Annotated in this window: 24 protein-coding genes; 20 read left to right on the top strand and 4 right to left on the bottom strand. The window is 60.3% G+C overall.

All coding sequences use genetic code 11. From position 1 onward, the window contains the following. Positions 1–192: 192 nt before the first annotated feature. Complete coding sequence (locus GKKCFE_RS13975; RefSeq protein WP_445576658.1) at positions 193–945, bottom strand: IclR family transcriptional regulator; 753 nt, start codon at positions 943–945, stop codon at positions 193–195. A 272-nt stretch (positions 946–1,217) separates the two neighbouring features. Between GKKCFE_RS13975 and GKKCFE_RS13970 the strand changes: the two genes are divergently transcribed. From GKKCFE_RS13970 to GKKCFE_RS13895, 16 genes are all read left to right on the top strand, one after another. After that, the gene (locus GKKCFE_RS13970; protein WP_445576657.1) at positions 1,218–2,759 is read left to right on the top strand and encodes an acetolactate synthase large subunit; all 1,542 of its coding nucleotides are present in this window, start codon (positions 1,218–1,220) and stop codon (positions 2,757–2,759) included. Between the two features lie 10 nt (positions 2,760–2,769). After that, positions 2,770–4,260: an aldehyde dehydrogenase family protein gene (locus GKKCFE_RS13965; RefSeq protein ID WP_139049802.1), complete on the top strand. Its 1,491-nt coding sequence runs from the start codon at positions 2,770–2,772 to the stop codon at positions 4,258–4,260. 26 nt (positions 4,261–4,286) lie between these two features. Then, positions 4,287–5,081 carry an SDR family NAD(P)-dependent oxidoreductase gene (locus GKKCFE_RS13960; protein WP_139049803.1) on the top strand — a complete coding sequence of 265 codons (795 nt, stop codon included), beginning with the start codon at positions 4,287–4,289 and terminating at the stop codon, positions 5,079–5,081. Positions 5,082–5,093: 12 nt separating this feature from the next. After that, complete coding sequence (locus GKKCFE_RS13955; RefSeq protein ID WP_445576656.1) at positions 5,094–6,134, top strand: VPS10 domain-containing protein; 1,041 nt, start codon at positions 5,094–5,096, stop codon at positions 6,132–6,134. Positions 6,135–6,145: 11 nt separating this feature from the next. Then, on the top strand, positions 6,146–6,595 hold the full coding sequence (locus GKKCFE_RS13950; RefSeq protein ID WP_139049805.1) for a VOC family protein: 450 nt from the start codon (positions 6,146–6,148) through the stop codon (positions 6,593–6,595). Between the two features lie 14 nt (positions 6,596–6,609). Then, positions 6,610–7,212, top strand: a complete 603-nt coding sequence (locus tag GKKCFE_RS13945) for an amino acid synthesis family protein (RefSeq protein ID WP_445576655.1) — start codon at positions 6,610–6,612, stop codon at positions 7,210–7,212. Positions 7,213–7,239: 27 nt separating this feature from the next. Further along, positions 7,240–8,103: an alpha/beta fold hydrolase gene (locus GKKCFE_RS13940; protein WP_139049807.1), complete on the top strand. Its 864-nt coding sequence runs from the start codon at positions 7,240–7,242 to the stop codon at positions 8,101–8,103. A 2-nt stretch (positions 8,104–8,105) separates the two neighbouring features. After that, on the top strand, positions 8,106–9,713 hold the full coding sequence (locus GKKCFE_RS13935) for a bifunctional 3-(3-hydroxy-phenyl)propionate/3-hydroxycinnamic acid hydroxylase (protein ID WP_160892074.1): 1,608 nt from the start codon (positions 8,106–8,108) through the stop codon (positions 9,711–9,713). Continuing rightward, complete coding sequence (locus GKKCFE_RS13930; protein WP_160892076.1) at positions 9,710–10,474, top strand: 2-keto-4-pentenoate hydratase; 765 nt, start codon at positions 9,710–9,712, stop codon at positions 10,472–10,474. The genes GKKCFE_RS13935 and GKKCFE_RS13930 overlap by 4 nt, the downstream gene beginning before the upstream one ends. Before the next feature lie 79 nt (positions 10,475–10,553). After that, positions 10,554–11,492 carry a helix-turn-helix domain-containing protein gene (locus tag GKKCFE_RS13925; protein ID WP_310662715.1) on the top strand — a complete coding sequence of 313 codons (939 nt, stop codon included), beginning with the start codon at positions 10,554–10,556 and terminating at the stop codon, positions 11,490–11,492. A 214-nt stretch (positions 11,493–11,706) separates the two neighbouring features. Further along, positions 11,707–12,375: a GntR family transcriptional regulator gene (locus GKKCFE_RS13920; RefSeq protein WP_139049812.1), complete on the top strand. Its 669-nt coding sequence runs from the start codon at positions 11,707–11,709 to the stop codon at positions 12,373–12,375. Positions 12,376–12,451: 76 nt separating this feature from the next. Further along, positions 12,452–13,258, top strand: coding sequence for an ABC transporter substrate-binding protein (locus GKKCFE_RS13915; RefSeq protein WP_445576654.1), 807 nt, complete (start codon positions 12,452–12,454; stop codon positions 13,256–13,258). An 11-nt stretch (positions 13,259–13,269) separates the two neighbouring features. Next, positions 13,270–14,046: an amino acid ABC transporter permease gene (locus tag GKKCFE_RS13910; protein WP_047225541.1), complete on the top strand. Its 777-nt coding sequence runs from the start codon at positions 13,270–13,272 to the stop codon at positions 14,044–14,046. Between the two features lie 2 nt (positions 14,047–14,048). After that, on the top strand, positions 14,049–14,828 hold the full coding sequence (locus GKKCFE_RS13905; protein WP_445576653.1) for an amino acid ABC transporter ATP-binding protein: 780 nt from the start codon (positions 14,049–14,051) through the stop codon (positions 14,826–14,828). A 61-nt stretch (positions 14,829–14,889) separates the two neighbouring features. Further along, complete coding sequence (locus GKKCFE_RS13900) at positions 14,890–16,500, top strand: gamma-glutamyltransferase family protein (RefSeq protein ID WP_445576652.1); 1,611 nt, start codon at positions 14,890–14,892, stop codon at positions 16,498–16,500. Positions 16,501–16,738: 238 nt separating this feature from the next. Next, positions 16,739–19,633, top strand: coding sequence for a sensor domain-containing phosphodiesterase (locus tag GKKCFE_RS13895; protein ID WP_445576651.1), 2,895 nt, complete (start codon positions 16,739–16,741; stop codon positions 19,631–19,633). Positions 19,634–19,650: 17 nt separating this feature from the next. Here the strand turns inward: GKKCFE_RS13895 and GKKCFE_RS13890 are convergent, their stop codons facing one another. Then, positions 19,651–20,277, bottom strand: coding sequence for a LysE family translocator (locus GKKCFE_RS13890; protein ID WP_047225545.1), 627 nt, complete (start codon positions 20,275–20,277; stop codon positions 19,651–19,653). Between the two features lie 303 nt (positions 20,278–20,580). On the opposite strand from GKKCFE_RS13890, the gene GKKCFE_RS13885 reads away from it, so the two are divergent. Then, positions 20,581–21,273, top strand: a complete 693-nt coding sequence (locus tag GKKCFE_RS13885; RefSeq protein ID WP_445576650.1) for a type 1 glutamine amidotransferase domain-containing protein — start codon at positions 20,581–20,583, stop codon at positions 21,271–21,273. A 110-nt stretch (positions 21,274–21,383) separates the two neighbouring features. Here GKKCFE_RS13885 and GKKCFE_RS13880 read toward each other — a convergent pair whose 3' ends face one another. Then, positions 21,384–22,280 (bottom strand): LysR family transcriptional regulator, encoded by an 897-nt coding sequence (locus GKKCFE_RS13880; RefSeq protein ID WP_047225547.1) that lies wholly within the window; start codon positions 22,278–22,280, stop codon positions 21,384–21,386. 111 nt (positions 22,281–22,391) lie between these two features. On the opposite strand from GKKCFE_RS13880, the gene GKKCFE_RS13875 reads away from it, so the two are divergent. Then, positions 22,392–23,219 carry an SDR family oxidoreductase gene (locus GKKCFE_RS13875; RefSeq protein WP_076384163.1) on the top strand — a complete coding sequence of 276 codons (828 nt, stop codon included), beginning with the start codon at positions 22,392–22,394 and terminating at the stop codon, positions 23,217–23,219. A gap of 45 nt (positions 23,220–23,264) precedes the next feature. On the opposite strand, the gene GKKCFE_RS13870 is transcribed toward GKKCFE_RS13875, so the two are convergent. Beyond that, positions 23,265–24,155 carry a LysR family transcriptional regulator gene (locus GKKCFE_RS13870; protein ID WP_047225549.1) on the bottom strand — a complete coding sequence of 297 codons (891 nt, stop codon included), beginning with the start codon at positions 24,153–24,155 and terminating at the stop codon, positions 23,265–23,267. A 168-nt stretch (positions 24,156–24,323) separates the two neighbouring features. Here GKKCFE_RS13870 and GKKCFE_RS13865 point away from each other — a divergent pair, with 168 nt between their 5' ends. Both GKKCFE_RS13865 and GKKCFE_RS13860 read left to right on the top strand, forming a co-directional pair. Continuing rightward, on the top strand, positions 24,324–25,406 hold the full coding sequence (locus GKKCFE_RS13865) for a 4-oxalomesaconate tautomerase (RefSeq protein WP_047225550.1): 1,083 nt from the start codon (positions 24,324–24,326) through the stop codon (positions 25,404–25,406). A gap of 41 nt (positions 25,407–25,447) precedes the next feature. Next, positions 25,448–26,773 carry a dicarboxylate/amino acid:cation symporter gene (locus GKKCFE_RS13860; RefSeq protein ID WP_047225551.1) on the top strand — a complete coding sequence of 442 codons (1,326 nt, stop codon included), beginning with the start codon at positions 25,448–25,450 and terminating at the stop codon, positions 26,771–26,773. Positions 26,774–26,795 lie beyond the last annotated feature (22 nt).

Here is a 26,795-nt window from a genome sequence, read left to right as displayed (position 1 = left end):
CAGGGGTTGTTCGGTAAACCCTGTGGCGAGGGGATTTATCCCCGCTAGGCTGCGCAGCAGCCCCCCATACAGCCAACTCAATCTATCTGACACACCGAGTTGTTTGGCTTTTAGGACTGCTGCGCAGCCCAGCGGGGATAAATCCCCTCGCCACAGAGGCATCGTTTCCCTTTAGTGAGCCGCGCCTGGCTTTTAGCCGACTGCAGGCGGATGTTGCATCCGCTCGGCAATCCTCCGGGTGGTGTCCATCACCATTTCAACCACGGTTTCCTGGCGCAGTAGCTTGAAACTGTCGGTGCTGCCCACGGCCGAAAGGCTGCCCACCACTTCGTCGAGCTCCGGGTTGAAGATCGGCGCTGCGATACCGGTGAGCCCCAGGTTGAGTTCGTCGTGGGTCATGCAATAGCCGTCTTTGCGGATCTTTTTCGCGGCCTTGGAGAAGCTTGTCCAGTCATGGCCGCTGTCGGGGTCGTGGGCCAGGTGTTCTTCGAACAGGCGTTGCAGGCGCCGACCCTTCTGGAAGGCGATCAACACCTTGGATTGCGCACCGCGAAAAAACGGCAGCGGTTGGCCGCGGCCGAATGAAAACTGATAGGTGTCACTGGGTTCGGCGATGTAGGTGTTGATGATGCGCCCGTCGTAGAAAACGCTGGCGAACACCGCCAGGCCGGTGGCTTCGGACAGCTCGTGCATCATCTCGCGGCCTGCCACCAGGATCGGGTCGTACTGGCGCATCATCCAGTCCAGCTCAATGATGCGTGGCCCCAGGCCGTAGCTGCCGGCATCCACCCGCACCAGCAGGCCGGCATCGCACAAGTCCTTGACGTAGCGGTACACGGTCGCCCGTGACAGGCCCATGCGCTCGGCGATGGTATCGGGGTCGATCTTCAGTGTGGCCGGGCCGAACAGGTCCAGGACACTCAGCATTTTGCTCAGACTGCTCATTTCGCTCCTAAAGGGGGAATGGCGCGTAGGGGGCGTTGGGTGAGCACTATAGGTAGCCGCGGCGGTGATGAAAAGCCCGCGTGCTCGCTCAGGAGCGCCTTGTCACGGTAATCCATTGCTTGAGAAATATGAATGGATTTTCAATATTTTGATCTGATAAAAACTGCATTAATATCAATATATGATTTTAATGCAGAAAAACAGCTTGTTTTGTCGATCTTTATGTGTGATAAATCTCAGCCACTGCAAACGCTCGAGCGAGAGGGCTGGAAATGAATGGTGCGCAACTGATAGTGAAGGCGGCGGTGGCGAGCGGTATCGAATACTGCTTCGCCAATCCCGGAACGACCGAAATCCCCTTGGTGGCCGCCATGGCCAGCGCACCTGCCCTCAAGCCGGTGTTGTCCTTGTTCGAGGGGGTATGCACCGGTGCTGCGGACGGCTACGGCCGGATTGCCGGCAAGCCGGCGATGACCCTGACCCACCTGGGGCCTGGCTTTGCCAATGGTATTGCCAACCTGCACAACGCCCGTCGCGCCAATACCCCGATCGTTAATGTCATCGGCGATCACGCGTCATGGCACGTCAATTACGATCCGCCGCTGGCCAGTGATATCCAGGCGCTGGCCGGGAGTGTTTCCGGGTGGGTGCGCACATCGCGCACCGCGTCAGGTGTGGGGGAAGATTTCCAGGAAGCCGTGCGTGCGGCCTGGCAAGCCAAGGGGCAGATTTCCAGCCTGATCCTGCCGATGGACTTGCAAGCCAACGAGGTGGAGCGCGAGCGCGCCTTCACCGCGTTGCAGGCCCCGGTTCGTCGTTTTGCCGGTGACCGGATCGAAGCCGTGGCCCAGGCACTGCGCAATGGCCAGCGCCTGGTGTTTATCGTGGGTGATCAGGGCTTGTCCGTCGCTGGCCTCGAAGCGGCGGGGCGTTTGGCCCAACTGCCGGGTGTGCGGATGTTCGCCGAAACCTTTCCGCGCCTGAGCTATCGCGGTGGTGGTTTGCCTGATCTGGATCGCTTGCCGTATTTCCCCGAGGTTGCCATTGAGATCCTTGACCAATACGACGCCGTGGTTTGCGCCGGGGTCCCGGATCCGATCAGTTACTTCGGTTACGAAGGCATTCCTTCGCGCCTGGCGGAACGTGATCGCCTGCTTTACCTGGCAGAAGTAGGGGACGACGTTGCGGGTGCGCTCACTGCGCTGGCCGATGCGCTTGAGGCTCCGGCTTATGTGCCCACGTCGCGGGCTATCGAGCTACCAGCGGGCAGTGCCGAGCTGACGCCGCAGTCGATCGGGCAGGTGTTGGCCGCCTCGCTGCCGGACGATTGCATCGTCTCCGTGGAGGGTGGCACCTGCGGTTATCCGTTCTTCACCGCTTCGGCCCATGCCGCACGGCATCGGGTGTTGACCAACACCGGTGGGGCCATCGGCCAAGGCATCCCGGTGGGATTTGGCGCCGCCCTGGCGGAGCGCGGCAATACGGTGTTCTGCCTGCAATCGGACGGCAGTGCCCAGTACACCATCCAGACTTTGTGGAGTATTGCCCGGGAGCAACTGCCGGTGGTGATTCTGATTGCCGCCAACCATCGCTACGCGATCCTGCAGAACGAGTTGCGCCGCTTTGGTATGACCGAGCTGGGCCCTGAGGCCCTGAGCCTGACGGTGCTGGACCGTCCTCGCATCGATTGGAAAGCCCTGGCCAAAGGCTACGGCCTGCCGGCCAGCACCGTACACACCAATGCTGAATTGCAGCGCGCCCTGGCCAACGCCCAGGCCGACGGCGGTCCGTGCCTGATTGAAATGGCGCTGTAAAGGAGGAGCTATGAGTCAGATCCAATTGTTACCTGCCGTCGAACAATTCCTGTCACAACCTGGGCGCCTGTTTATCGGCGGCACCTGGCAGGACGCCGCCAATGGTCGCCGGTTTGCCGTGGAGAACCCGGCCACTGAACACACCCTCGCTGAAGTTGCCGAAGGCGGCGAACGCGATGTGGATGCCGCCGTCGCTGCCGCCCGCGCGGCCTTTACGGGGACTTGGGCGCAGCAGTCGCCGGCCCAGCGCGGCCTGCTGTTGTTTCGTCTGGCTGAACTGCTCGACCAGCACCGCGAGGAGCTGGCGCAACTGATCACCCTGGAAAACGGCAAGCCGATCGCCGCGGCCCGGGGTGAAGCGGCCAGCGCGGCCAACATCATCCGTTACTTCGCTGGCTGGCCGACCAAGATCGAAGGCAGCACGCTCCCGGTATCGCCCTCCAGTGGCGCGCCGATGCTCAATTACACCTTGCGTGAGCCGGTGGGTGTCTGCGCGTTGATCGTGCCGTGGAACTTCCCGTTGACCATGTGCGTGTGGAAGCTCGGTCCGGTGTTGGCGACCGGCTGTGTCGCGGTACTCAAGCCCGCCGAACAGACGCCTCTGGTTGCGATTCGCCTGGTGCAACTGATCGAAGCCGCTGGTTTTCCGGCCGGGGTGGTCAACCTGATCACCGGCCTGGGCGTGCATACCGGCGGACCGCTGGCCCAGCACCCGGACGTGGACAAGATCGCCTTCACCGGCTCGACCCAGGTGGGGCGGCTGATTGCCCAGGCGGCCACCGGCAACATGAAGAAAGTGTCCCTGGAGCTGGGGGGCAAGTCGCCCAACATCATCTTGCCGGACGCCGATATCGTCCGTGCGGCCAAAGGCGCCGCCGATGGCATTTTCTACAACCAGGGCCAGGTCTGCACCGCCGGCTCGCGCCTGTATGTGCACGCCAGTGTTCTTGACCAGGTACTTGAAGAACTCCAGCGACATGCCGCCGCCCATGTGCTGGGGCCAGGGCTGGATCCGGCCAGCAGCATGGGCCCGCTGGTCTCGGCCCGGCAGTTGGGCACGGTGCGTGGCTACCTGCAACGGGGCCAGGAAGAAGGTGCCGAACTGATTTGCGGCGGCGACCGGCCGGCCCATCTGGAGCGCGGCCACTTCATCCGCCCCAGCGTGTTTCTCGACCGCGCCGAGCGCGCCTGTGTCGCCCGGGAAGAAATCTTCGGCCCTGTGCTGACCGTCATGAGCTGGACCGAAATCGATGAACTGGTGCTGCGCGCCAACGACTCGCCCTACGGCCTGGCTGCCGGTCTGTGGACCCGCGACTTGCGTTCAGCCCATCGCGTGGCGGCACAACTGAAGGCCGGATCGGTGTGGATCAATTGCTGGAACGTCGTAGACCCAGCCTCGCCGTTTGGTGGTTACAAACAATCCGGATGGGGCCGGGAAATGGGTAAGAACGTGATCGATGCCTACACCGAAACCAAAAGTGTCTTCGTCGATCTCGCCTGAGCCGAACAATCACAAGAGGAACTGCTATGGATCTGGAATTGCAAGGCCGCGTGGCGATCGTCACGGGCGGTGGTATGGGCATCGGCAAGGAAGTCGCGCGTTTTCTGTCCCAGGAGGGATGCAAGGTGGTGATCTGTGCGCGGCGCATGGAGTATCTCCAGCAGGCCGCCGAAGAAATCAGCGCACAGACCGGCAACGAAGTGCTGCCGCTGTTCTGTGACACCAACCAGATGTCGGCCGTGTCCGACATGGTGGAGGCCGCCCACAAGCACTTTGGCCGCATCGACATCCTGGTCAACGGCGCCGCCGCACCGTCCGGCGTGGTGCGCAATGACATTGAACATGCGGGCGACGATGAACTGCTCTCCGACCTCAACACCAAGGTGATCGGGTATTTCCGGTGTGCCAAGGCGGTGACCCCGCACATGAAGGCCGGGGGCTTTGGTCGCATCATCAACATCGGTGGCTTGACCGGGCGCGGCAGCAAGGTCCTTTCGGGCATGCGCAACCTGGCCATCGCCCACATGACCAAAACGCTCTCCGATCAACTGGGCCCTTCGGGCATCACCGTCAACCTGATTCACCCCGGTGTGGTGGATACCCCGCACATCCAGGAGCTGTACGAGCGCGAAGGCGTCAAGCAGGGCAAGACGCCGGAACAGGTGGAGCAGGGCTACATCGACGCAACGCCGATCCGGCGCACGTTGGCGCCCATCGAAATGGGCTGGCTGATCGGTTTCCTGGCGTCGCCCAAGGCGGGCGCCGTGACGGGAGAGTCCATCGGTATCGATGGCGGCCTGACCCGTGGCATCTTCATTTGAGGAGCAACAGTGATGAGTAACGGAACCCTTTTGGTCGCCACTGTGGGACAAGCGGTGATCCGCAGCGCCGACGATGGTCATACCTGGCATCGCCTGGGTCTGGGACAGGATCTGGAGTTTGATGCAATCACTCGATCCCTGAGCGTTCATCCCGATGCGCCTGAAGTGATCTATGCCGGGACCGACGCCGGCCTGTGTGTCAGTCATGACACCGGAGGCCATTGGCAGCGAGTGGATTCGCCATTCAACGGGCAGACCGTGTGGAAGGTTGCAGTGGATCCACAGGATGCGCAGCGCATCTTCGTCGGTACTGGTGCACCTTCGCGCGCCGTGCTGTGGCGCACCCTCGACGCCGGCCTGAGCTGGGAGCGCGCGCCGGTGGATATTCCGGAGTTCTGCGAAGGTGTCAGTCGGCCGCGCTTGCTGGCTTTCGCTTATGACCCGACTGATCGCAACCAGCTCTGGTTCGGCCTGGAGGAGGGCGGGTTGTTCCACAGCCGTGATGGCGGTGATTCCTGGACCCGTGTCGATGATCGGCTGCTGTGGGACTTCAACTCGGACGTCCACAACATCCTGGTCCTGCCCAACCATGGCCAGAAGGTCATCGTGGTGGTGTGCGTCAACGCCGTTTACCGCAGCCTCGATGAAGGGCAAACCTGGACTGGCATCATTGCCCGGGAAACGTTCGGCCTGTACTACGTGCGCGCCATGAACGCACCGCTGGGCAGTGAAAGCACCCTCTACCTGAGTATTTCCGACGGTACGCCTGGCACGACCAGCAAGGTACTCATCTCTCGGGATGCGGCCCTCAGCTGGGAGGTGCTGCCGCTGTCACAACAACCCAACTCGTGTGTCTGGGCCATTGCCTTCAACCCTGGCAACCCTCGTCAGATCGTTGCCGGGACCAAATACGGACACCTGTTCACCTCCGAGAACGGTGGGGACGGCTGGCAGAAGCAGTGGCGTGAGTTCAGTGAAATTGCTGATGTGCTCTGGACGCCCGCCGTGGCGCAGATCAAGTCCGGGCATCAATCCATCGTTAAACAGAACTGAGGTATCGCACGATGAAAATCGAGGTCGTTCGAACTCACCTGTCGCTGTTTGTCAGCGACCCTGAAACCTCGGCACGTTGGTACGCTGATGTTCTGGGTATGCACGAAAGCGCCCGGGGTGACAGCTGGGTCATGATGGCGTTTGGTGCCAAGCATCACGATATCGCTTTGATCCGCGCAGAGCCGGGGGCCCATCAGGGCGGCCTGGGCTTGCAGCACTACGGGCTGGAAATCGCCGGCGACATGACCACCCTGCGCCAGCTCTACGGCATGTTGCTTGCCAAAGGGGTTGAGGTGGTGAAGATCACCGATCACGAAATCGGTAACGGCGTGTACTTCAACGACCCCGATGGCAATCGCATGGAATTTTTTCTCGAGACCGAACATGACGACGCGCGAGGCAAGGCCCGTTTCAAGGCTGCCGGAGCGCCCAGCCGAAATTTTGATCTCGACCCACTTTGAAAGAGACCTGTCCGATGAAAACCGCAAATTTCGCCAGTTACCACATCCGCAAATGGTATAGCTTCGTCGAGGAAACCCTGGCCAACGAAAGTGGCCAGTTGGCCGATGGTGAACCGTTGTTCAAATACGCCATTGGCGCCGTGATCGCCAATCCCTATGCCGGGCGCTACAGCGAAAGCCTGGCCGAGCTGGTCGAGCCATCACCTTTGTTGGGGCAGGAGTTTGGTCGTCGCATCCAGGCACTGGCTGGCCAGCGTGAGATTGTCAGTTATGGCAAGGCGTGTCTGGTGGGCAGCCAGGGCGAGTACGAACATGGCAATGCACTGCTCACCAATCCAGCAGCGGATCCGATTCGGGTGGCATTGGGCGGTGGCAAATCCTGGGTGCCTTCCACGGGCAAGCGTGGCGGGCCTGGCGTGACCATCGATGTCCCGCTGGCCCATAAGGATGCGCTGTATGTCCGCTCTCACTACGACAGCATTTCGCTTTCGTTCTGTGATGGCCCCTCGGCGGACGAGTTGATCATCATCTGGGCCTTCGCCACTCGCGGGCGTTTGCATGCGCGCCTGGGTGGTCTCCAGGCTGCCGACATCAAGGGCAATGATGGCCTGCATTGAGGTGGGTTGACCGTGGAGACCAAACGAATGTCTGCAAACAGCCACTTCTTCACCAATCGCTCGCAGATGCGCCTGCACTATCTGTCGTGGGGCAACCCGTCGGGCATCGCGGTGGTGTTGTTGCACGGGCTGCGCTCCTATGCCCAGACCTGGGATGGCCTGGCTAATGCGCTGGGGGAGCAGTACTGTTGCTATGCCCTTGACCAGCGCGGTCGCGGTTACAGTGACTGGGCGGATCCCTCCAGTTACCGAACCGAAGCTTATGTCAGTGATCTTGAAGATCTGGTGGCGCACTTGGGACTGCAGCGTTTTGTCCTGGTGGGGCATTCCCTCGGCGGAACCAATGCACTGGAGTATGCGCGACTCAATCCGGGCCGACTGCAAGCCTTGGTGATCGAGGACATCGGTCCGGGCTCGTCGGTCAGTGGTGATGGTGCCGAGCGCATTCGGCGCGAGATGAGCCAGACACCGCTGGTGTTTGCTGACTGGGAGAGTGCCGCGCAATTCTGGCGCCAGGCTCGACCTGGCCTGTCGCTGGAGGGGCTGGCCTCCAGGCTGATGTACTCCATGAAGGAAACACTGGCCGGAATCGAATGGCGTCACGACCAACAGGGCATTGCCCAGGCGCGCCTGAGTATTGCTCCGACTGACCTTTGGCCTGCGGTACGGGCACTGGATTGCCCGACGCTGTTCATTCGAGGAGCGCGTTCCGATTTCCTGCCCTTGGCGACCCTTGAGGCGATCAAACAGACCAGTCCATGGGTGCGGGCAGAGGAAATCGCCGACGCCAGTCATTACGTCCATGATGACCAGAGCGAAATGTTCAACCTTGTCGTCATGGATTATTTGTACGACCAACGCCTACAACCACAACAACAAAGCGGTGAATAGCGATGAAGCAGGAGAAAACCCAGGTTGTCATCGTGGGTGGCGGCCCGAACGGGATCACGGCTGCCCATTACATGGGGCTGTACGGAGTCGACTGCGTCGTCCTTGAATTGGCTGACGGCGTCCTGCCGTATCCGCGCGCGGTGGGCATGGATGACGAGGCGTTACGTGTGTTGCAGGGCATCGGCATCGCCGAGCTGGCCGCGCGCGACATGATCTGCAACGTGCCCTTGCGTTACTACAATGCGCGAGGCGTCTGTTTTGCCGAGGTCAAGCCGAGCACGGCAAACTATGGCTGGCCGATGCGCAATATCTTCATGCAACAGTTGCTTGAAACGACGTTGCGCGAACAATTGGGCAAACACGCCAGTGTCGAGTTGCGCCAGGGCCATGAAATGCTCGACCTGGAGCAGGATGCCGAGGGCGTGACCTTGCAGGTGCGCGATGCCGGGGGCGAGCTCTATCAATTGCAGGCGCAGTACGTGATCGGCGCCGATGGCGGACGTTCCAGCGTGCGCAAGAAGCTCGGTATCGAATTGCTGGGGCTGACTCATCCACGCAAATGGGTGGTGATCGACACGGCCAACGACACCCTGGATGCACCTTATACGGCCCTGCATGCCGACCCTCAGCGGCCCTTTGTCTGCATCTACCTGCCATATCAGCAACGGCGCTGGGAGTTCATGCTCCTGGAGGGCGAAGACGAGACCAGGATGTGCGAGGAGGCAACGATCCGGGACTTGATCCGTGGGCATATCGGCGATGCGGTCGATCAACTGGAAATCATCCGGATCCGCGCCTACACCCATAACTCCCGGGTCGCGGCGCGCTTTGTCCAGGGCCGGGTGGCACTGGTGGGGGATGCGGCGCATATTTCCCCGCCATGGGCCGGGCAGGGGCTCAATTCGGGCTTGCGAGATGTCGCCAACGTCACTTGGAAGCTTGCGGCGATTCTCCAAGGGCGAGCGTCGCCGGCGATTCTTGCCAGTTACGATCAGGAACGCCGTGGGCATGCGACCGATCTCATCGCGTTGGCCGACAACATGGGCGCCGTCCTGGGGCTGACCAACCCGCTGATGGCCGGTGTCCGGGACTGGTTGTTCCAGGCCGTCAACAGCGTCGACAACCTGCGTTCGCACTTGTTGGAGTTCAAGTTCAAACCGAAGGCGACCATCACCAAAGGCCTGGTGTATCACGAGCGCGCCGAGCTGCATGAGGATGATCTGGTCGGGCAGTTGTTCATCCAACCCTCTATCGAAGATGCCCAGGGCCAGCGCCGGCGTCTGGACGAGGTGTTGGGGCATTCCTATGCGGTGCTGGGGTATCGGGTCAATCCGAGCGAACCGCTCAGCGAGCAAACCGCTGCCTATTGGGCGCGCTGGGACACGCGCTTCATCCAGATCAATCGTTCGCGCAGTGGCGTGGGGCGCAACCAACCCTTGTCTGCCAATGGTGCCCTTTGCGTCGAGGACGTTGATAACCGCCTGGGCGAGTGGTTTGCCAAGGTGCGTGACTGCATCGTGGTAGTGCGGCCGGATCGTTTTGTCGCCGCGATCACCACACCCGAGCGGCTCGAAGGCGTGTTGCGCAAACTGGCGGAGCAACTCTCATGAGACGCGAAGATGATCTGCTGGTCCGGCTTCATGATGCCGCACAGGCCGTACACGCCTTGCCTTCGTTGGAGCTTCAGGCCTTCGACCTGTCGGCGGGCTACACTTTGCAGCGCGAGGCATTGCGCCGACGCCAGGTCGCTGGTGAGCAGTTGACCGGATGGAAGGTGGCCTTCGCTGGCCGCGCCGCCCAGGACCGTTTCGGTATTGATGAACCGGTATTGGGCGGGCTGACCGATGCCATGGCGGTGGAGCCCGGCAGTACGGTGCCGCTTGCACGGCTGATCCAGCCCAAGCTGGAAATCGAGTTGGCATTTGTCCTGGGGCGTACCCTGGAGTCAGGTTTCTACAGCGACGAGGACATTCTGGCCGCCGTGTCTGAGGTCGCGCCGGCGTTCGAGATTGCCGATTGTCGCTGGCAGGGCTGGCGTTTCGGTGTCGGGGCGTTTCTTGCCGACAATGCCGCCGCGGGGCTTTATTGCCTTGGCTCGCGGATCAGGTTTCATCCTGAGCTATTGGCCCACGTGACCTATCGCCTGGAATGCGACGGGGCGCCCTGCGGCGAAGGCGATGCCCTGGCGCGCGAGGACACGCCCCAGACAAACCTGTGCTGGCTAATCCGGCGCCTGCTGGCCGACGGGCAATGTGTTGAAGCGGGTCAGGTCGTGCTGTCCGGAGCGTTGTTGCCACCCATGGCTATCCAGGCGGGCGAGTACCGGTTGCATATGCTTGGCACGGAACTGGCTTTGGCTTTCCAGGCATAAACCCCAGCCATCGTCAGGGAGGATCGAGCCACTTAAGACAGGCCGACAATAAGAACAGCGCCTCTGAGGAACGATGACCATGCTCGCCGAAGTCCGTACCTTCAATGATCCCCAGCAACACGCCGGTTCCATCCTGGGCTGGCAACAGGTCTATGACCAGCTTGGTCGTGGATGTCTTTCCAGTGAGCTGCGACAGATTTGCGCCGACCGTTTTCAGATTTTCCAGGAAGTGTTGGATAAACGTGTGGTGCAGCGAGGTTGCGCACCAAAAGGGCGATTGTGCATTGCCATGTCGCTGGGCAGCGCGCCGGTGGTCCAAGGGCATCAGGTGGGCGCCCACAGTGTGGTGCTGCTGCGAGATGGAGAGGACTTTGTCTTGCATGCCCCGGAAGGTACGCACTTCTTTGCGGTCAACGTCGACACTGTTCGTTTCGCCAAACTGGCGGCTCACGAATTGTCGGGCGAACAGCTCAAGCGTTTGAAAAGCGAATCGCAGATCAGCGTGGATGAAGCGGTGTTGCTGAGCGTGCAGCAAAGGATCCATCCGTTATTCCGTCACCTTCTGGAACAAGCGGACGCCATCACTCCAGCCTCGGAAAAAATGTTGGAGGAGGTCCTGCTTAACGCATTCCTCGATCTGTTCAGTCACGCCTCTGACGAGGTTCGTGGCCGTCGCGGCAACGTCGCTGTCAGTGCCTATCTGGTCAAACGTTGCCAGGAACTGGTCGTAGACAGTGGTGACACATCGCTGAGCATTCTTGATCTGTGCGAGCAATTACGGGTGAGTCGCCGGACCCTGCAGAACAGTTTCCAGGCGGTAACCGGGATGCGTCCGGTCGAGTACCTGCGTAACTTGAGGCTCAATGCCGTACGGCGGCGCTTGATCACGACCCGTGCGACCACGCTGAATGTCGGTGAGATCGCCGTTGCCATGGGCTTCTTCCATCTGAGCCACTTCGCCGCTCATTACCGAGCGCTGTTTGGTGAGTCACCTTCGGACACTCCCAGGGCTGGATGATTGAGTGTTACCTGGCTACCACTGTGCACACTAATGGGCGTCGCTTGAGCCATTTGGTAGCACGTCTACCCAATTGACTCCGGGCCCATGCATGCCCCATAGCAAGACCCTTTCCTTCAAATCAATCACTTGCACATCGATCCATTCAGTTGGCACGCATTCTGCTTTTTTGAATTTATGGATAATTGGATACAAAAATTCAAAAGGTGCTGCCATGCAATTCGCTCCGAGTTACGTTGGGCGCCCGCCGATGACGGCCGAGGAGGAGGCTTACAACTTCCTGCTGGACGCCATTTGCGGGGGACGATTGCGCAAGGGTGACCGGCTGATCGCTGAAGACATCGCCAGCGAGATCGGTATGAGCCGGATGCCGGTGCGCGAGGCGTTCCGTCGATTGGACGCCCAGGGCCTGGTGACCCTTAGGCCCAATCGCGGGGCCGTTGTCAGTGGCCTGGATATCGATGAGCTGCACGAAGTCTTCGAGATGCGCAGCGTCCTCGAAGGCCTGGCGATCCGTGTCGCGGTAGCCAGGATAGGCGAGCGTCAATTGGCAGCCTTGGAGCGTCTGCTGGACGAGATGGACGATTACCGCGAGGAAAGCGCCGAGTGGGTCAGCCGGCATCGCGCCTTTCATGAATACCTGTGCAGCCTCAGCGGGCGTCCCCGGTTGCTGAAGCAGATCAGTGCGCTCTATTCCCTGATCGAGGCGCCCATGCGTCTATGGCTTGAGCACGTGGAAAAACCGCTGAGTGCGCGCCAGGAACACGCGGTGATTCTCGAGGCGATTCGTACTGGCGACGCCGATAAGGCCGAGGCAGTGGTGCGCGCGCACATCGAAGGCACCGTTCCTGAGTTGATCCAATTTCTGCAATCGAAAAAATAACCAGAGCGGGCCCCGAGCCTGCCGTTGTTTTGACTTTGAGTACTGCCCGTTACTAACTGAACTGGAGTGTCTGGTCATGCATAAGCCTCGCCTGTTGGTTGCCGCCCTATCCTTGGGATTCTGTGCTCAGTGGGCGGTTGCCGCGCCCGTTGTTCCGGAGCGCTTGCTCAAGGTCGACAAACTCGTCTATTGCTCAGGCATGGATTCGCCGCCCCTGGTGTCCTTCGATGAAGCGCAGAAACCCAGGGGCTTGACCGTTGACCTGGGCCTGGAAATCGCCAAGCGGCTGGGCGACAAGAAAGTCGAGTGGCGGGTGATTCCCTTTTCCGGGCTGCTCCCGGCTTTGCTCGCCAAGCAGTGCGACATGATCGTCGACCAGTTGTTTGACAAGCCCGAGCGCCGTGAGGTGATCGATATCGTCAACTACATGTACTCCAGCCAGGCGGTGGTCGTGCCCAAGGGTAATCCGAAGGCAATCAAGACGCTGTCGGACCTGTCCGGGCATAAAGTTGCGGTGCTCAATGGCTCCACCATCAAGACGCTGCTCGACGCCGAGAATGAAGCGCTGACCAAGGCTGGCAAGCCTGGAATGAAACTGGTGGTCTACAACACCGACACCGATGCATTCCAGGCCTTGCGCATCAGCCAGGTCGATGCCTACGGCACCACGGTGGAAACCGCCGGTTATTACGCCACCATGGCCCCCGATTTGTTTGAGGAAGGGGTGCCCGCCTTCAGCCGGATTCTTACCGGACTGGGTATTCGCAAGGACGACACGCAACTGAGCGCCGCAGTGCAGCAGGTGATCAACGACATGCGCAGTGATGGCAGCTACAGCCAACTGCTCAGCAAATGGCATGTCGCCAGTGACACTCTTGATTGAGGTGAGCGTTGATGAACTTCAATTGGGATGTGTTTTGGCAGTACCTGTTGCAGCCCAGTGATGTTTATCTCACCGGGCTCTGGCTGACCTGCGTGATCAGTGTGTTGGCGATGCTGCTGGGCTGCTTCCTGGGACTGGCCGCGGCGTTGCTACGGTTGTCGAGCAATCCGTTGCTGCATTTACCGGTGCGTTTTTATGTGTGGCTGATGCGCGGCACGCCGTTGCTGGTGCAGATTGTCTTTCTCTATACAGCACTGGCGGCAGGGGGGATTTTCCGCTTCGAAGACATCGATCTGTTCGGCCTGGTGATTCCCGGCAATATCCAGGCGGCGATCATTGCCCTGGGGCTCAACGAAGGTGCCTATATGGCCGAGATCATCCGGGCCGGCATCGGCGCGGTGGACAAGGGCCAGTACGAAGCCGGGCGTTCCCTGGGCATGACGTTCGCCAAGCTGATGCGCCGCATTGTCTTGCCCCAGGCGTTCCGGGTCATCGTCCCGCCACTGGGCAACGAGTTCAACGTGATGCTCAAGAACACCACGTTGGTCAGTGTGATCGGCGTACAGGAGCTGTTGCTCAGTACCCAGATGGTCACGTCGGCGACGTTCCGGGTGTTCGAGTTGTACCTGGTGGTGGCGATCTATTTCCTCTTGTTGACCACTCTCTGGGGCTTTTTCCAGCGCTGGCTGGAAGCCCGTTTCGGCCAATCGGACCGACCCTCGTCACCACCGCCGGCGTCGACGCGGATGTTCGGTCGCAGCACCCTGAACCTGTTGAGGGCACGTTAGCCATGGCGCACAAAAGTGAAGAGCTGATCATCGAGGCGCTGGATGTGCACAAGTCCTTTGGCGAGCTGCAGATCCTCAAGGGCATATCCCTGCAAGTACGGCGCGGCGAAGTGGTGGTGCTGATCGGTGCCTCCGGCTCGGGCAAGACCACCTTTATCCGCTGCATCAATCTGCTGGAAGACATCCAGGGTGGGCGCATCCGCGTCAATGGCCGGGCCATGGGCTATCGCGAGCGGGCTGACGGCAGCCTGGTGCGTGAGTCGGAGCGCAACATCGCCCGCCAGCGCCGGGACATCGGCATGGTGTTTCAGCGCTTCAACCTGTTCCCCCACATGACGGCCCTGGAGAACATCATCGAGGCGCCGATCCAGGTGCTCGGGATACCGCGCACCGCAGCGCTGGAAGAGGCGCGCAAGCTGCTGGAACGGGTCGGTCTGGCGGACAAGGCCAACCACTACCCGTCGATGCTCTCCGGCGGCCAGCAGCAACGGGTGGCGATTGCCCGGGCGCTGGCGATGAAACCCCAGGCCATGCTGTTCGATGAACCCACCAGCGCCCTCGACCCGGAAACCGTTGGCGAGGTGCTGCAAGTCATGAAAGCGCTGGCAGAGGAGGGCATGACCATGGTCGTGGTCACCCATGAAATGGGCTTTGCCCGCGAAGTGGCAGACCGTGTGGTGGTGCTGGACCAAGGTGAACTCATCGAGCAAGGCCCGCCGGAGCAGATCTTCAGCCATCCCACGCACCCGCGAACCCGGGCTTTCCTCAGTCGCGTGTTATGACCGTTCCGGGGTGTTCGCCCTGAGTCCCGCCAATGAATCCTTGTGTTGAAGAGTCTTTGCCATGCTGAAATTTTCTGCTCACGAGTACCCTTATCCGTCGCAACGCCAGAGCGTTTTTGCCCGCCGGGGCATGGTCGCCGCGTCCCAGCCTCTGGCTGCCCAAGCGGGCATCGAGATCATGCAAAAGGGCGGCAACGCCATTGATGCGGCCATCGCCACGGCGGCGGCGCTGACGGTGGTCGAGCCCACGGGTTGTGGCATCGGTGGCGATGCTTTTGCCTTGGTCTGGTGCAAGGGTCAGTTACATGGCCTCAACGGCAACGGCCATGCACCGGCGGCCCTGAGTATCGAGGCGGTCAAGGCGGCCGGTCATGAACAGATGCCGCTCTATGGCTGGACACCGGTAACCGTCCCGGGTTGCCCATCGGCCTGGGCCGAGTTGTCGCAACGCTTTGGCAAGCTGCCCTTTGCCGTGTTGCTGCAGCCGGCGATCAGCCTGGCGCGGGACGGTTTTGCGCTGTCGCCGGTGGTTGCCCATCAATGGCAGATCGCTTTGAACGAATTCACGCCTCATCGTGATCAGGTCCTGGATGCCTGGTTCCAGACTTTTCTGATTGACGGTCGCGCGCCACGGGCCGGGGAGATTTTCCGCAACCCGGCTCAGGCCCGTACCCTTGAAGAATTGGCTGCCACCCGCTGCGAGAGCCTGTATCGCGGCGCCTTGGCCGAACGCCTGGATGCCCACTCCCGGGCCAGCGGCGGCTACCTTCGTGCCACGGACCTGCAGGATTATCGCGCCCAATGGGTGGCACCGATCCACGTCAACTATCGAGGCGTCGATGTCTGGGAAATCCCGCCGAGCGGACAGGGGCTGGTGGCCTTGATGGCGCTGAAAATACTGGAGGGCTTCAGCTTCGATCACCGCGACAGCCAGCAGACCTGGCATCGCCAACTGGAGGCCATGAAGTTGGCCTACAGCGACGGCCTGCACTACATCACCGACCCTCTGCACATGCGTGTGGCGGTGACTGACCTGTTGAGCGAGGAGTACAGCGCCTGCCGTCGCGCCCAGATCAGTGAACAGGCCCAGGCACCCAAACCCGGCGATCCCCACGCCAGCGGCACGGTGTACCTGGCGACCGCTGACGGGGAAGGCAACATGGTCTCGTTCATCCAGAGCAACTACCACGGATTTGGCTCTGGCGTGGTGCTGCCTGAAAGCGGGATTGCCTTGCAGAATCGCGGACAGGAATTCAGCCTGGATCCGAGCCACGCCAATTGCCTGGTCCCGGGCAAGAAGACTTTTCACACCATCATCCCTGGTTTCCTCACCCAGAATGGCCAGGCCCTTGGCCCTTTCGGCGTGATGGGCGGTTACATGCAGCCCCAAGGCCATGTGCAGATGGTGATGAACCTGGTGGACTTCGGCCTGAACCCGCAAGCGGCGCTGGACGCTCCGCGCTGGCAGTGGCTTGGTGAGATGAAAGTTGGCATCGAGCAGGGTGCCTCCGGCGACTTGGCCAATGCCTTGGCGCGGCGCGGTCATGAAGTGCAGATCGCCAGTGACCGGACTGATTACGGACGAGGCCAGATCATTCTCCGCGACCCGGTCAGCGGTGTCCTGTGCGGCGGCACCGAGCCCAGGGCGGATTCTCATATTGCTGTGTGGTAGGCACGATGAACCGGCCGTGCTTGCAGGGACTCCCGGGGCGTATGGTTGAGAACCCGGGAGGACGAGCGCCGCCGCAGGCAACACTCCATGACCGATGAAACACTCATTGCGTCGTGATAGCACTCAAGTGAATAAAAACGATTGAAAAAACCCTCTGGACGCTATACACCGAAGGCTCACTGGCATATTGCCTGGCAATCAGTCATTCAATCTCGCCACTGTGGCGCAGGGAGCGCTGATGAGTTTTCGCCCATTGAGCGATCCCCCGCAGCCATCGAACCATTACGGTGTGGCAATTCACCTGCAAGAAAACCCGGATGCGGCCGGCATGGCATACGTTGGCAAGGAAGACGCGATCGAACAATTGCTGGAATCAGCGCGCACCTGGGCCCACACCACCCAGTGGGTGGTTTATCGCGCCGGTGAACAACTGCATCTGCTGGGGCAGGGCGACCCAGGGCAACAGTGGCCGGCCAGCGTTGCGAACGCCGAGTTCGAGACCTTCTGCCGGACCAGACGGTTGTGCCGCTGGCCGACCGGTCGGGGCGAAAGTGTGCTGGGTTGGCTACTGGCGCCAGTCACCGATACCGAGGAGCCGGCCCTCGCCGAGTTTGCCCGATGCCTGGGCATCCAGGTACAGACCAATACCCTGGCCCGGGCCCAGATTACTCAGCGTGTGCTGTATGAAATTACCTACCTGGCCAGTTCCACCCGCGACCGCTCCGTGTTCCTGGTGGGGGTTCATCGGCTGCTCGCCAGCCTGATCGATGCCGAGAACTTTTATCTCGCGCTGTATGACCCCCACAGCGGAAAAATCGACTACCCGTACTACGTCGACATCATCGACGTCGATGCCGTGGAGTCCCAACACTACGAATACCTTGACCCTTCGCGTCTGTCGTTGACCGGCCAGGTGCTGACCTCGGGCCAGCCGTTGCTGATCGATGCCGCCGGCATTTGCGCCGCTCAGGCCGAGGGTCGTTTCTATTGCGTAGGTGATCGTCCCGAATTCTGGATGGGCGCTCCGCTGAAAAATGCCGCCGATGAAGTGTTTGGCATGCTTGCCATGCAGGTCTACGACGTTGCACGCACCTACAGCGCCGAAGACCGCGCGCTGTTTCTGGTAGTGGCCCGGCACGTGGCCATGGCGCTGGACCGGATTCTGCACCGTGAGGGCATGGAAGAGACGGTGATGCGTCGCACGCTGGAACTGTCGGCAGTCAATGACGCGCTGAGGCAGGAAGTGGCAGATCGAGAGCGCGCCGAACACCTGCAGAGTGCGCTATTCCAGATTGCAGAACTGTCGAGCCAGCCTGGCGACATGGCGGAGCTGTTCCAAACCTTGCATGGCATTGTCGGGGATCTGCTGTTCGCGGAGAACTTCTACATCGCGCTGTTCGACGACGCGATCGGTGAAGTGACCTTTCCGTATTATGTCGATGAGCGCAAAACCACCCTGCCTGAGGCACGCCGTGGGTGCCGGGGCCTGACCGAGTACGTTATCCGCCAGCGTCGTCCTTGCCTGATTGATCCTTTCGACGCGGATCGGTTGTCTGCACAGGGTGAACTCGAAGTGGCCTACGAGTCGGTCCGCTTCCATTCCTGGCTGGGCATTCCGTTGTTCGATGGCGATGTGGTACGGGGTGTGCTGGCGGTGCAAAGCTATACCTCCCAGGTGCGCTACACCTTGCGCGACCAGGAACTGCTGACGTTCGTGTCACGGCACATTGATACGGCATTGTCGCGCCGCACGGCCGCCGAAGCGATCCATGCCGCCAACCTCAAGCTCGAAGCCAGGGTGCAGGACCGCACCCGCGAACTGGATCACGCCAACGCCAAGCTGCAACACGAAAACGCCCATGATGCGCTGACCGGGCTGCCGAATCGCTCCTACCTGCAGCAGCGCCTCAATCTGGCCTGGGCGCGGTTCGAGAGCGAAGGCGGGCAACTGTCGGTGATGTTCATCGACCTCGACCGTTTCAAGATGGTCAACGACAGCTTCGGCCACCATTTTGGCGATTTGCTGTTGATGCAGGCCGCCCACCGCTTGCGCAGTTGCCTGCGTGACACCGACATGCTGGCCCGCCTGGGGGGCGATGAGTTTTCAGTGCTGGCGCCCGAGGCGACACTGGAGGTGGTGATCGAAATCGCCGAGCGGATTCTGTCGGTGTTCGACCTGCCGTTTCTCATCAATGGCCACGAAGTGTTTTCGTCGTGCAGTATCGGTATTGTCAGCGCCGACAGTCAGTTTCACCACGAACCCGCGGACTTGCTGCGCGATGCCGATGCGGCGATGTACCGGGTCAAGAATGCCGGGCGCGACAGTTACGCGGTGTTCAACCAGGAAGTGCGTCGTGAAGTCTCGGACCAGGTTGAGCGTGAAGGGCACCTGCGCAATGCGCTCAAGCGTACCGACGAACTGCTGCCGTATTTCCAGCCGATTGTCAGCGTCGAAAGCGGCGAGCTGGTGGCCCTTGAAGCGCTGATCCGCTGGCATCAACCGGGTGGCCGGATCATCGCGCCGGGCGAGTTTCTGCCCGATGTCGAGGGGTTGCGTCTGATCGGTCGACTGGATCTGTACATGCTCACCAGCATCGTGGCGATCCTCGCACTACCGCAACACGCCAATTGGCCACCGGTGCATGTCAATTGCTCCAGCTACAGCATGACGCGCCCGGATTTTGCCGATGATGTGCTGGCACTGTTGGCCCGTTACAACGTCGCGCCGTCGCGGATCTGCCTGGAGTTGACCGAAGGTGCGCTGGTGGCCGAGCCCGCCATTGCCCGATTGACCATGCAGCAATTGGCCGACAACGGCATGTCGGTGGTGCTCGATGACTTTGGCGCAGGATTTTCATCCCTGAGCTATGTGCATCAATACCGTTTCAGCGGTTTGAAGATCGACAAGTCGTTCATTTTCGAACTGACCACCAGCCCCCGCAGTCGCGCGATCGTCCGGGCGATCGTGCGTATGGCCGAATCACTGGACCTTAGCGTGGTGGCCGAAGGTGTCGAAGATGAAGCGACGTTGCTCTTGCTGCGGGAGATGGGGGCAGGGCAGGCCCAAGGTTATTATTTCGCCAAGCCGATGGGGCTGGAGGCATTGCTGGCGACTTCGCTGGTTGGTGGCTAGGTGCGTGGAACGGGCGGTTATTTCTGCCTGAGGGCGGCGATGGACAGTCCTGACACGATGAAGGTCAATCCCGCCCCGAGGTTCAGTCCGTTGGTAAGGCGTGGGCGTTGACAGATGTATTGCGACAGGCGCGTGGCGAAGATCCCCATCAACGAGAACCCCACGGCCGTCAGCAGGGCGAACCAGAACCCGTAGACCAGCATCTGTACGGTGACCGAGCCGAGCGCGGGGTTGATGAATTGAGGGATGAACGCCAGGACGAACAACCCGGGTTTGGGGTTTAGCGCCGCCGAAAGAAAGCCTGTAAGCAAAATGCTTCGCAGTGGCTGTCGTGCGGCGGGCGCGAAGGTTATCAGGCTTCTGGAGCGCAGCACCTTGATCCCGAGCCAGACCAGATAGGCCGCCCCTACCAATTTGACGACCCAGAAGGCAACCGTCGAGGTCTGGATCAACAGCGTCAGCCCCAACGAGGCGGTGGTGACGTGAAACAAAATGCCCAGCCCAGACGACAGGCCGGACACGATGGCGGCCAGGCGACCCTGGCTCAGCCCCCGTCCTATGGCCAGCAGATTGTCAGGACCGGGTGACAAGACCAGCAGCACGCAGGCTGCGGTGTAGGTGAACCAGATATCCATCGGAAACACGGTGAAGCTCCCTGTGAGGTATGAATGGGGTCAACGGATGATGCCCGCGAGGCTGTCCTGGATTGTGGCGCTGGCAGAGACAAGGCCAAGGTCTTTCATTTCTAGCAGCGGTGAACCGGTTCGGCAACTCAATAACGGGCCCCGAACTCCTCGGCAGCGGGGCTGATGGGGGGAGTAACGCTGGGATCAACGACCGTTTCATGAGGATTCGCTTCACCCACTTGAACGTCTGCTACCACGCGGCCTCTGACGTAATGCAGGGCGAACATACGCCGCTCATTCCGACTTGGAGGATAGGTTTACATGAACATTCTAATGGTCCTGACGTCCCACGATCAGTTGGGTGACACCGGCAAGAAAACGGGGTTTTGGCTGGAAGAGTTCGCCGCGCCCTATTACGTGTTTGTCGACGCCAAAGTGACGGTTACGCTCGCCTCACCAAAGGGAGGGCAACCGCCGCTGGACCCCAAGAGCGACGAGGAACAGGCCCAGACGGACGCCACTCGCCGCTTCAGCGCCGATACCCGGGCCCAGGCAGCGTTGGCCGACACGGTGCCGCTGGGCGAAATTGATCCCTACGACTTCGATGCCGTGTTCTATCCCGGAGGTCATGGGCCGCTGTGGGATCTGGCCGAGGACACTGATTCCAAGACCCTCCTCGAAGCCTTTTACGCCGCGAATAAACCCATCGCGGCCGTCTGTCACGCGCCTGGGGTGCTCAAGAACGTCAACGCGCCGGATGGCCATCCAGTGGTCAAGGGCAAGAAAGTGACCGGGTTCACCAACTCTGAAGAAGAGGCCGTGGGATTGACCCAGGTGGTGCCATTTCTGGTGGAGGACATGCTCAAAGCCAGAGGTGGCAAGTATTCAAAGGCGGCAGACTGGGCGAGTTACGTGGTCGAGGATGGCCATCTGATCACCGGCCAGAACCCGGCTTCTTCCGAAGCCGCCGCCAACGCGCTGCTCAAGCGCTTGCAGCAAGAGCAGAAGGCTTGAGTCAGCTCAAACAAGGGCCGGATCGCAACCGACGCGTCGGCCTTGAGGCCGTCGCGCGTTCACCTCGCAAGGGCGCATGCCGTTATGTTCGAATGCACAGTCGCGGACAATCAATGAGACTCGCGCAAGACCTCGATGAAGGCCTGCAAGCCTGATGGGATATAGCGGTGCCCCGGATAATACAGAAACAGCCCAGGAATCCTGGGGCACCAATCCGCGAGGACCTCGACCAGACGAGCGTCTGCCAAAGGTTGCGATACCGTCTGCTCTGGCACGTAAGCGATGCCGAGCCCGGATATGGCTGCATCGACCATGATTTCGGCATTATCGAGGGTTAGCTGTCCTTTGGGCTCGATGACCAAGGATTGTCCGTTCCTGGAGAATTCCCATCTATAAGGTTTACCACTGGGCATCCGGATGCAGATGCATTGATGTCCTGGCAGATCATCCGGCGTAAGGGGGACAGGATGAGTCTTCAGGTATTGGGGGGACGCCACGGTAATAAATCGCGTATCCGTTCCTATCGGCACGGCGATCATGTCTTGGGGGATCGCTTCACCTAAACGGATACCGGCGTCGAAGCCCTCGGCCACGATATCGATCAGACGGCCCTCGGTCACGAGGTCAACCGACATCTGGGGGAAGCGTTCCAGGAATATCGGAAGGGCAGCTTTCATCAAAACGCGCGCGGCCTGTTCGCTGGCATTGATCCGTAAAGTGCCGCTGGGAAGATCCCGGTATTCATTGACTTCCTCAATCGCCAGCTCGAATTCGCGCAACACAGGCGCCAGTCGTCTTAGCAGACGCTCTCCCGCTGCCGTCGGTGAAACGCTGCGCGTGGTGCGGTGCAGCAAACGCACCCCAAGACCGGCCTCCAGCGTTTTCATCATATGACTCAGGGTAGAGGCTGACAGGCCCAACTCATCGGCCGCTTTACGAAAGCTGCGATGAGCAACGATGCGGGTCAGCGCGCGTAAATCGGCAAGCGAAAGGGGCAATTGATTCATGGCTATATTTCATTAGCTCATCCGAACTCTGCCCCATAGTAGCAGCAGTCCGGCTGACGTAGTTTGGTCTCACATCGATGGCAACTCACCCTTCATTCGGAGATCAAGCACATGAGCAAAACTTGGTTAGTGACTGGAAGTTCGTCCGGCATTGGTCTGGCGGTGGTCGAACAATTGCTGGAACGGGGGGACCGTGTGGCGGCTACTTTGCGTAAGCCTCAGGCCTTGAGTCACTTGAAGACACGCTACGGCGAGCAACTGTGGACAGCGTTGCTCGATGTAAACGACGCATTGGCCATCCGCGCTGTGGTTCATCAGGCGTTCACCGAGCTAGGACGTATTGATGTTGTGGTGAGCAGTGCGGGCTACGCGTTGTTTGGTGCGGCGGAGGAAGCCAGCGATGAACAGATCGACCAGCAGTTGCAAACGAATCTGCTCGGTTCTATTCAACTCATCCGTGCCTGCCTACCGTTTCTGCGCAAACAGGGGGGCGGTCGAATTCTTCAAGTGTCCTCGGAGGGCGGGCAGCTCGCTTACCCGAACTTCAGCCTTTACCACGCAAGCAAATGGGCCATTGAGGGATTCGTTGAGTCGGTCGCTCTGGAGGTTGCGCCTTTTGGGATCGAGTTCACCCTGGTAGAGCCGGGCCCGACACGAACTAATTTCGGCGCCGCGCTGGTTCGTCCGCCCGCGATGGCTGAGTACGAGCAAACGCCTGCCGGTGAAGTGCGTAAAGCAATCGCCGAGGGTACTTTCCCGCTTACCGGAGACCCGCAGAAAATGGCCAGGATCATGCTCGAGATTGTCGACGTCGATCCCGCACCCAGGCGTCTACTGCTAGGCAGCGGGGCTTACGAGCGTGTTCGCAATGCCCTGGTCCAACGGCTGGCTGAGCTGGAGCAATATCAAGCGCTTGCAATGAGCACGGAGGTTGACTGAGATCGGCCCGTTTCTCATCCAGTCCTGATCATGGACCCCGAAAAATCAGTGTTCCCATTGCTCGAGCAATATCGAGACAAATTTTTCCGCTGCCGGGGAGAGCGATGCGCCCCTTCGATAGACCAGGCCCAGCGATCGGTTTACCACCGGGTCAATCAACGGCACGCTGACCAATGTCGGGTGATCCTCGGCTGGCATTGCGAGGCTGGGCATGGCCGACACCCCGAGGCCGGCCTCGACCAACCCCAACGATGTAGACAAGTGCTGCACTTCGTAGAACCACTGCGGACGCCAGCTCAAACCCGATAAAGCATGGTCAAGCAGCATTCGGTTGCCGCTGAGACGACCGACACCGATCAGTCGGTAATCGCTGAGCTCAGACCAGCTTACCGAGCTGCGTCTGGCCAGTTCATGGTCGCGTCGACAAGCTAAAACGAAAGGTTCGTTGACCAATGGCACGAACTCGATATCCGGGTGCTGGCCACTCATCATATTGATACCGAAATCGGCTTCGCCACGCAGTACCGCCTCGAGCCCTTCGTTTGCGCTGAGGTCGAGCAGGCGGATGCGGATTTTGGGGTAGCGCTCGTTATAGAGGCGGATCACCGAAGGCAGGAAATAGAAGGCCGCGGTGGGGATGCAGGCCAAGGTCACCCGACCGATCTGGCGCTCCGCCAGTTCGCGAATATTGAGAATCGAGTCGTCGAAATCATCCAGCAAGCGCCGCGCCTTGGGCAGGAAATCGCGCCCGACGCTCGTCAGGCTGACCTTGCGGGTGGTGCGATCGAGCAAGGCAGTCCCCAGGCCTTCCTCGAGTTTTTTCATGCGCCGGCTCAGGGCCGGTTGAGAGAGATGCAACGCATCGGCGGCTTCATGAAAACTGCCTAGTTCAGCGATTTTCACGAAAGATCGTATGTCCTGAAGCTCGTATTCCATGTTCTTTCTCACCGGGCAAGAGCGCTGCGCTGGGAAATCATCGTAAATTAATTCATTCGTGAAACGCAATAATTGCTCTGATCTTTGCATTGGAAACACTTTTAGAACCCTGCCACTCTTGTGTCCAGAACATCAATTATCCAGATTGATCAACAAGAGTTAGTGTTCATGCAGCGAATTCCTTGTGTGCTGATGCGCGGTGGTACTTCCAAAGGGCCCGTATTTCTTGCCTGGGACCTGCCCAGTGCCATCGCCGAACGTGATGAGCTGCTGCTCAACCTGATGGGGTCCGGCCATGAGCTGGAAATCGACGGCATCGGTGGCGGCAGCCCGCAAACCAGCAAAGTGGCAATCGTCAGCCCATCGTTGCACCCGGACGCGGATGTCGACTATCTGTTCGTCCAGGTCATGGTTTCCCAGCGCCGGGTCGATACCGCGCCCAACTGCGGCAATATGCTGTGCGCCGTCGGCCCGTTCGCCATCGAGCAGGGGCTGGTCAAGCCTTCTGGCGATCTGACCCGCGTGCGGATCCGCAACCTCAATACCGGGACCTTCGTAAATTCAGAGGTGCAAACCCCTGAGGGCAAGGTCAGCTATGAAGGGGACACCGCCATCGACGGCGTGCCTGGCACGGCGGCTCCGGTGCAACTGACCTTTCTGGATGCGGCTGGCAGCAAGACCGGCAAGCTCTTCCCGACGGGGCAATCGCTGGACCTGATCGATGGTATTCCGGTGACCTGTATCGACATGGCGATGCCGATGCTGATCGTCGAGGCCAGTCAGCTTGGCAAGCGCGGCGATGAAAGCCCCGCTGAACTGGACGCCGATAAGGCGTTCCTGCAACGCCTGGAGTCCCTGCGACTCAAAGCCGGTCTGGCCATGGGCCTGGGTGATGTCAGTGACAAGGTCATCCCCAAGCCGGTGCTGGTGTCTCCTGCCAAGTCGGGCGGGACGGTCCAGGTGCGCTATTTCATGCCGCACAACTGTCATCGCGCCTTGGCGATCACCGGCTCCATCGGTCTGGCCACCGCTTGCGTGACTGAAGGCAGCGTAGTGGCGCAGTTGCTCGGCGGCATCAGCGAGCCGCGTCTGCAGCAGGTTCGTATTGAGCACCCAAGCGGTGGTATCGACGTCGTACTGTCCTACACCGGCGAAAAGGGTGAGACCATTCGTGCCTCGGTGGTGCGTACCGCCCGCCGGCTTTTCTCAGGTTTCGTCTACGCCACCGCTTCACACCGGCTGGCCGGATAGTCCAGGCAGTCATTGTCGTTTGCATCAGAACAATTCTAAAAATGGGTGATGCCATGAAAGTTGTTAAATCGCTCTACTTCCAGATCATCTGCGCCGTGCTGCTGGGCGTGCTGGTCGGGCACTTCTGGTCGCAACAGGCGATTGCCTTGAAGCCGCTGGGTGATGCTTTCATCAAGTTGATCAAGATGATGATCGCACCGGTGGTGTTCTGCACGATTGTCACCGGCATCGCCGGCATGAGTGACAAGCGCTCGCTGGGGCGCTTGTTGAGCAAGACCATGCTGCTGTTCCTGGCGCTGACGGTGATCAGCCTGATCATTGGCCTTGTGTCGGTCTACCTGTTCAAGCCCGGTGCAGGCATGAACATAGACCCGACCCAGTTGAGCACCCAGGGCCTGTCGCAATACACCGACTCCGCTGCGAAGCTGAGTGTGGTGGACTTCTTCATGCACATCATTCCCGACACCTTTATTGGCGCTTTCAATAAAGGCGAGGTGCTGCCGGTGCTGTTTATCGCAGTGCTCTGCGGCTTTGCCCTGTCGTCCTTGGGCGAGCGCGGCAAGCCGGTGCTGGATGTGCTGGAATCAGCTTCGCACATGGTGTTCAAGATATTCTCCTACCTGATGCGTTTTGCTCCGATCGGCGCTTTCGGAGCCTTGGCCTTCACGGTCGGGCAGTACGGCATCACGTCGCTGGGCTCGCTGGCCAAGCTGATCATGACCCTGTACGTCGCTTGCGCCTTCTTCGTCTTCGTTGTGTTGGGCAGCATTTGCCGTGCACACGGCTTCAGTTTGTGGAAGCTGTTGCGTTATCTGCGCGAGGAATTCCTGGTGGTGCTGGGCACTTCTTCGACTGAACCGGTGATGCCGCGGATGTTGGAAAAGCTCCAGGCCCTGGGTTGCAAGAAGGGCGTCGTGGGGCTGGTGCTGCCAACCGGTTACTCGTTCAACCTCGATGGCACGGCGATCTACCTGTCGCTGGCGGCCATCTTCATTGCACAGGCCTGCAACATCGACCTGACGCTGACCCAGGTCATCACCATGCTGGCGATCATGTTGCTGTCTTCCAAGGGCGCCGCAGGTGTTACCGGCAGCGGCTTTGTCGCGTTGGCCTCGACCCTGACCGTCATCCACGATATTCCTCTGGCCGGTTTGGCCCTGTTGATCGGGATCGACCGGTTCATGTCCGAGGCGCGGGCGCTGACCAGCCTGGCGAGCAACGCAGTGGCGACCGTGGTGATCTCCATCTCGGAGAATGCCTGCGACCGCGATGTGCTGTTGCAGACCCTGGATGGCAAACCCTCCCCGAGGCACATCCAGGCAACGGAGCACGCCTGGGACGACACAAAGGTCGCGAATCACATCTAACCGGTCACGGCTGACCCGACAT

It is taken from the genome of Pseudomonas sp. E141, assembly GCF_052659885.1.
The sequence above is the reverse complement of the archived record's forward strand: the minus strand, read 5'-3'. Positions and strand labels throughout refer to the sequence as shown.

Coding starts and splice junctions, on each gene's coding strand:
- GKKCFE_RS13905 (WP_445576653.1), top strand. CDS start 14,049: ATGGCGCACAAAAGTGAAGAGCTGATCATCGAGGCGCTGGATGTGCAC.
- GKKCFE_RS13885 (WP_445576650.1), top strand. CDS start 20,581: ATGAACATTCTAATGGTCCTGACGTCCCACGATCAGTTGGGTGACACC.
- GKKCFE_RS13955 (WP_445576656.1), top strand. CDS start 5,094: ATGAGTAACGGAACCCTTTTGGTCGCCACTGTGGGACAAGCGGTGATC.
- GKKCFE_RS13975 (WP_445576658.1), bottom strand. CDS start 945: ATGAGCAGTCTGAGCAAAATGCTGAGTGTCCTGGACCTGTTCGGCCCG.
- GKKCFE_RS13870 (WP_047225549.1), bottom strand. CDS start 24,155: ATGGAATACGAGCTTCAGGACATACGATCTTTCGTGAAAATCGCTGAA.
- GKKCFE_RS13930 (WP_160892076.1), top strand. CDS start 9,710: ATGAGACGCGAAGATGATCTGCTGGTCCGGCTTCATGATGCCGCACAG.
- GKKCFE_RS13865 (WP_047225550.1), top strand. CDS start 24,324: ATGCAGCGAATTCCTTGTGTGCTGATGCGCGGTGGTACTTCCAAAGGG.
- GKKCFE_RS13935 (WP_160892074.1), top strand. CDS start 8,106: ATGAAGCAGGAGAAAACCCAGGTTGTCATCGTGGGTGGCGGCCCGAAC.
- GKKCFE_RS13915 (WP_445576654.1), top strand. CDS start 12,452: ATGCATAAGCCTCGCCTGTTGGTTGCCGCCCTATCCTTGGGATTCTGT.
- GKKCFE_RS13860 (WP_047225551.1), top strand. CDS start 25,448: ATGGGTGATGCCATGAAAGTTGTTAAATCGCTCTACTTCCAGATCATC.
- GKKCFE_RS13900 (WP_445576652.1), top strand. CDS start 14,890: ATGCTGAAATTTTCTGCTCACGAGTACCCTTATCCGTCGCAACGCCAG.
- GKKCFE_RS13925 (WP_310662715.1), top strand. CDS start 10,554: ATGCTCGCCGAAGTCCGTACCTTCAATGATCCCCAGCAACACGCCGGT.
- GKKCFE_RS13965 (WP_139049802.1), top strand. CDS start 2,770: ATGAGTCAGATCCAATTGTTACCTGCCGTCGAACAATTCCTGTCACAA.
- GKKCFE_RS13880 (WP_047225547.1), bottom strand. CDS start 22,280: ATGAATCAATTGCCCCTTTCGCTTGCCGATTTACGCGCGCTGACCCGC.
- GKKCFE_RS13875 (WP_076384163.1), top strand. CDS start 22,392: ATGAGCAAAACTTGGTTAGTGACTGGAAGTTCGTCCGGCATTGGTCTG.
- GKKCFE_RS13945 (WP_445576655.1), top strand. CDS start 6,610: ATGAAAACCGCAAATTTCGCCAGTTACCACATCCGCAAATGGTATAGC.
- GKKCFE_RS13910 (WP_047225541.1), top strand. CDS start 13,270: ATGAACTTCAATTGGGATGTGTTTTGGCAGTACCTGTTGCAGCCCAGT.
- GKKCFE_RS13960 (WP_139049803.1), top strand. CDS start 4,287: ATGGATCTGGAATTGCAAGGCCGCGTGGCGATCGTCACGGGCGGTGGT.
- GKKCFE_RS13950 (WP_139049805.1), top strand. CDS start 6,146: ATGAAAATCGAGGTCGTTCGAACTCACCTGTCGCTGTTTGTCAGCGAC.
- GKKCFE_RS13920 (WP_139049812.1), top strand. CDS start 11,707: ATGCAATTCGCTCCGAGTTACGTTGGGCGCCCGCCGATGACGGCCGAG.
- GKKCFE_RS13970 (WP_445576657.1), top strand. CDS start 1,218: ATGAATGGTGCGCAACTGATAGTGAAGGCGGCGGTGGCGAGCGGTATC.
- GKKCFE_RS13895 (WP_445576651.1), top strand. CDS start 16,739: ATGAGTTTTCGCCCATTGAGCGATCCCCCGCAGCCATCGAACCATTAC.
- GKKCFE_RS13940 (WP_139049807.1), top strand. CDS start 7,240: ATGTCTGCAAACAGCCACTTCTTCACCAATCGCTCGCAGATGCGCCTG.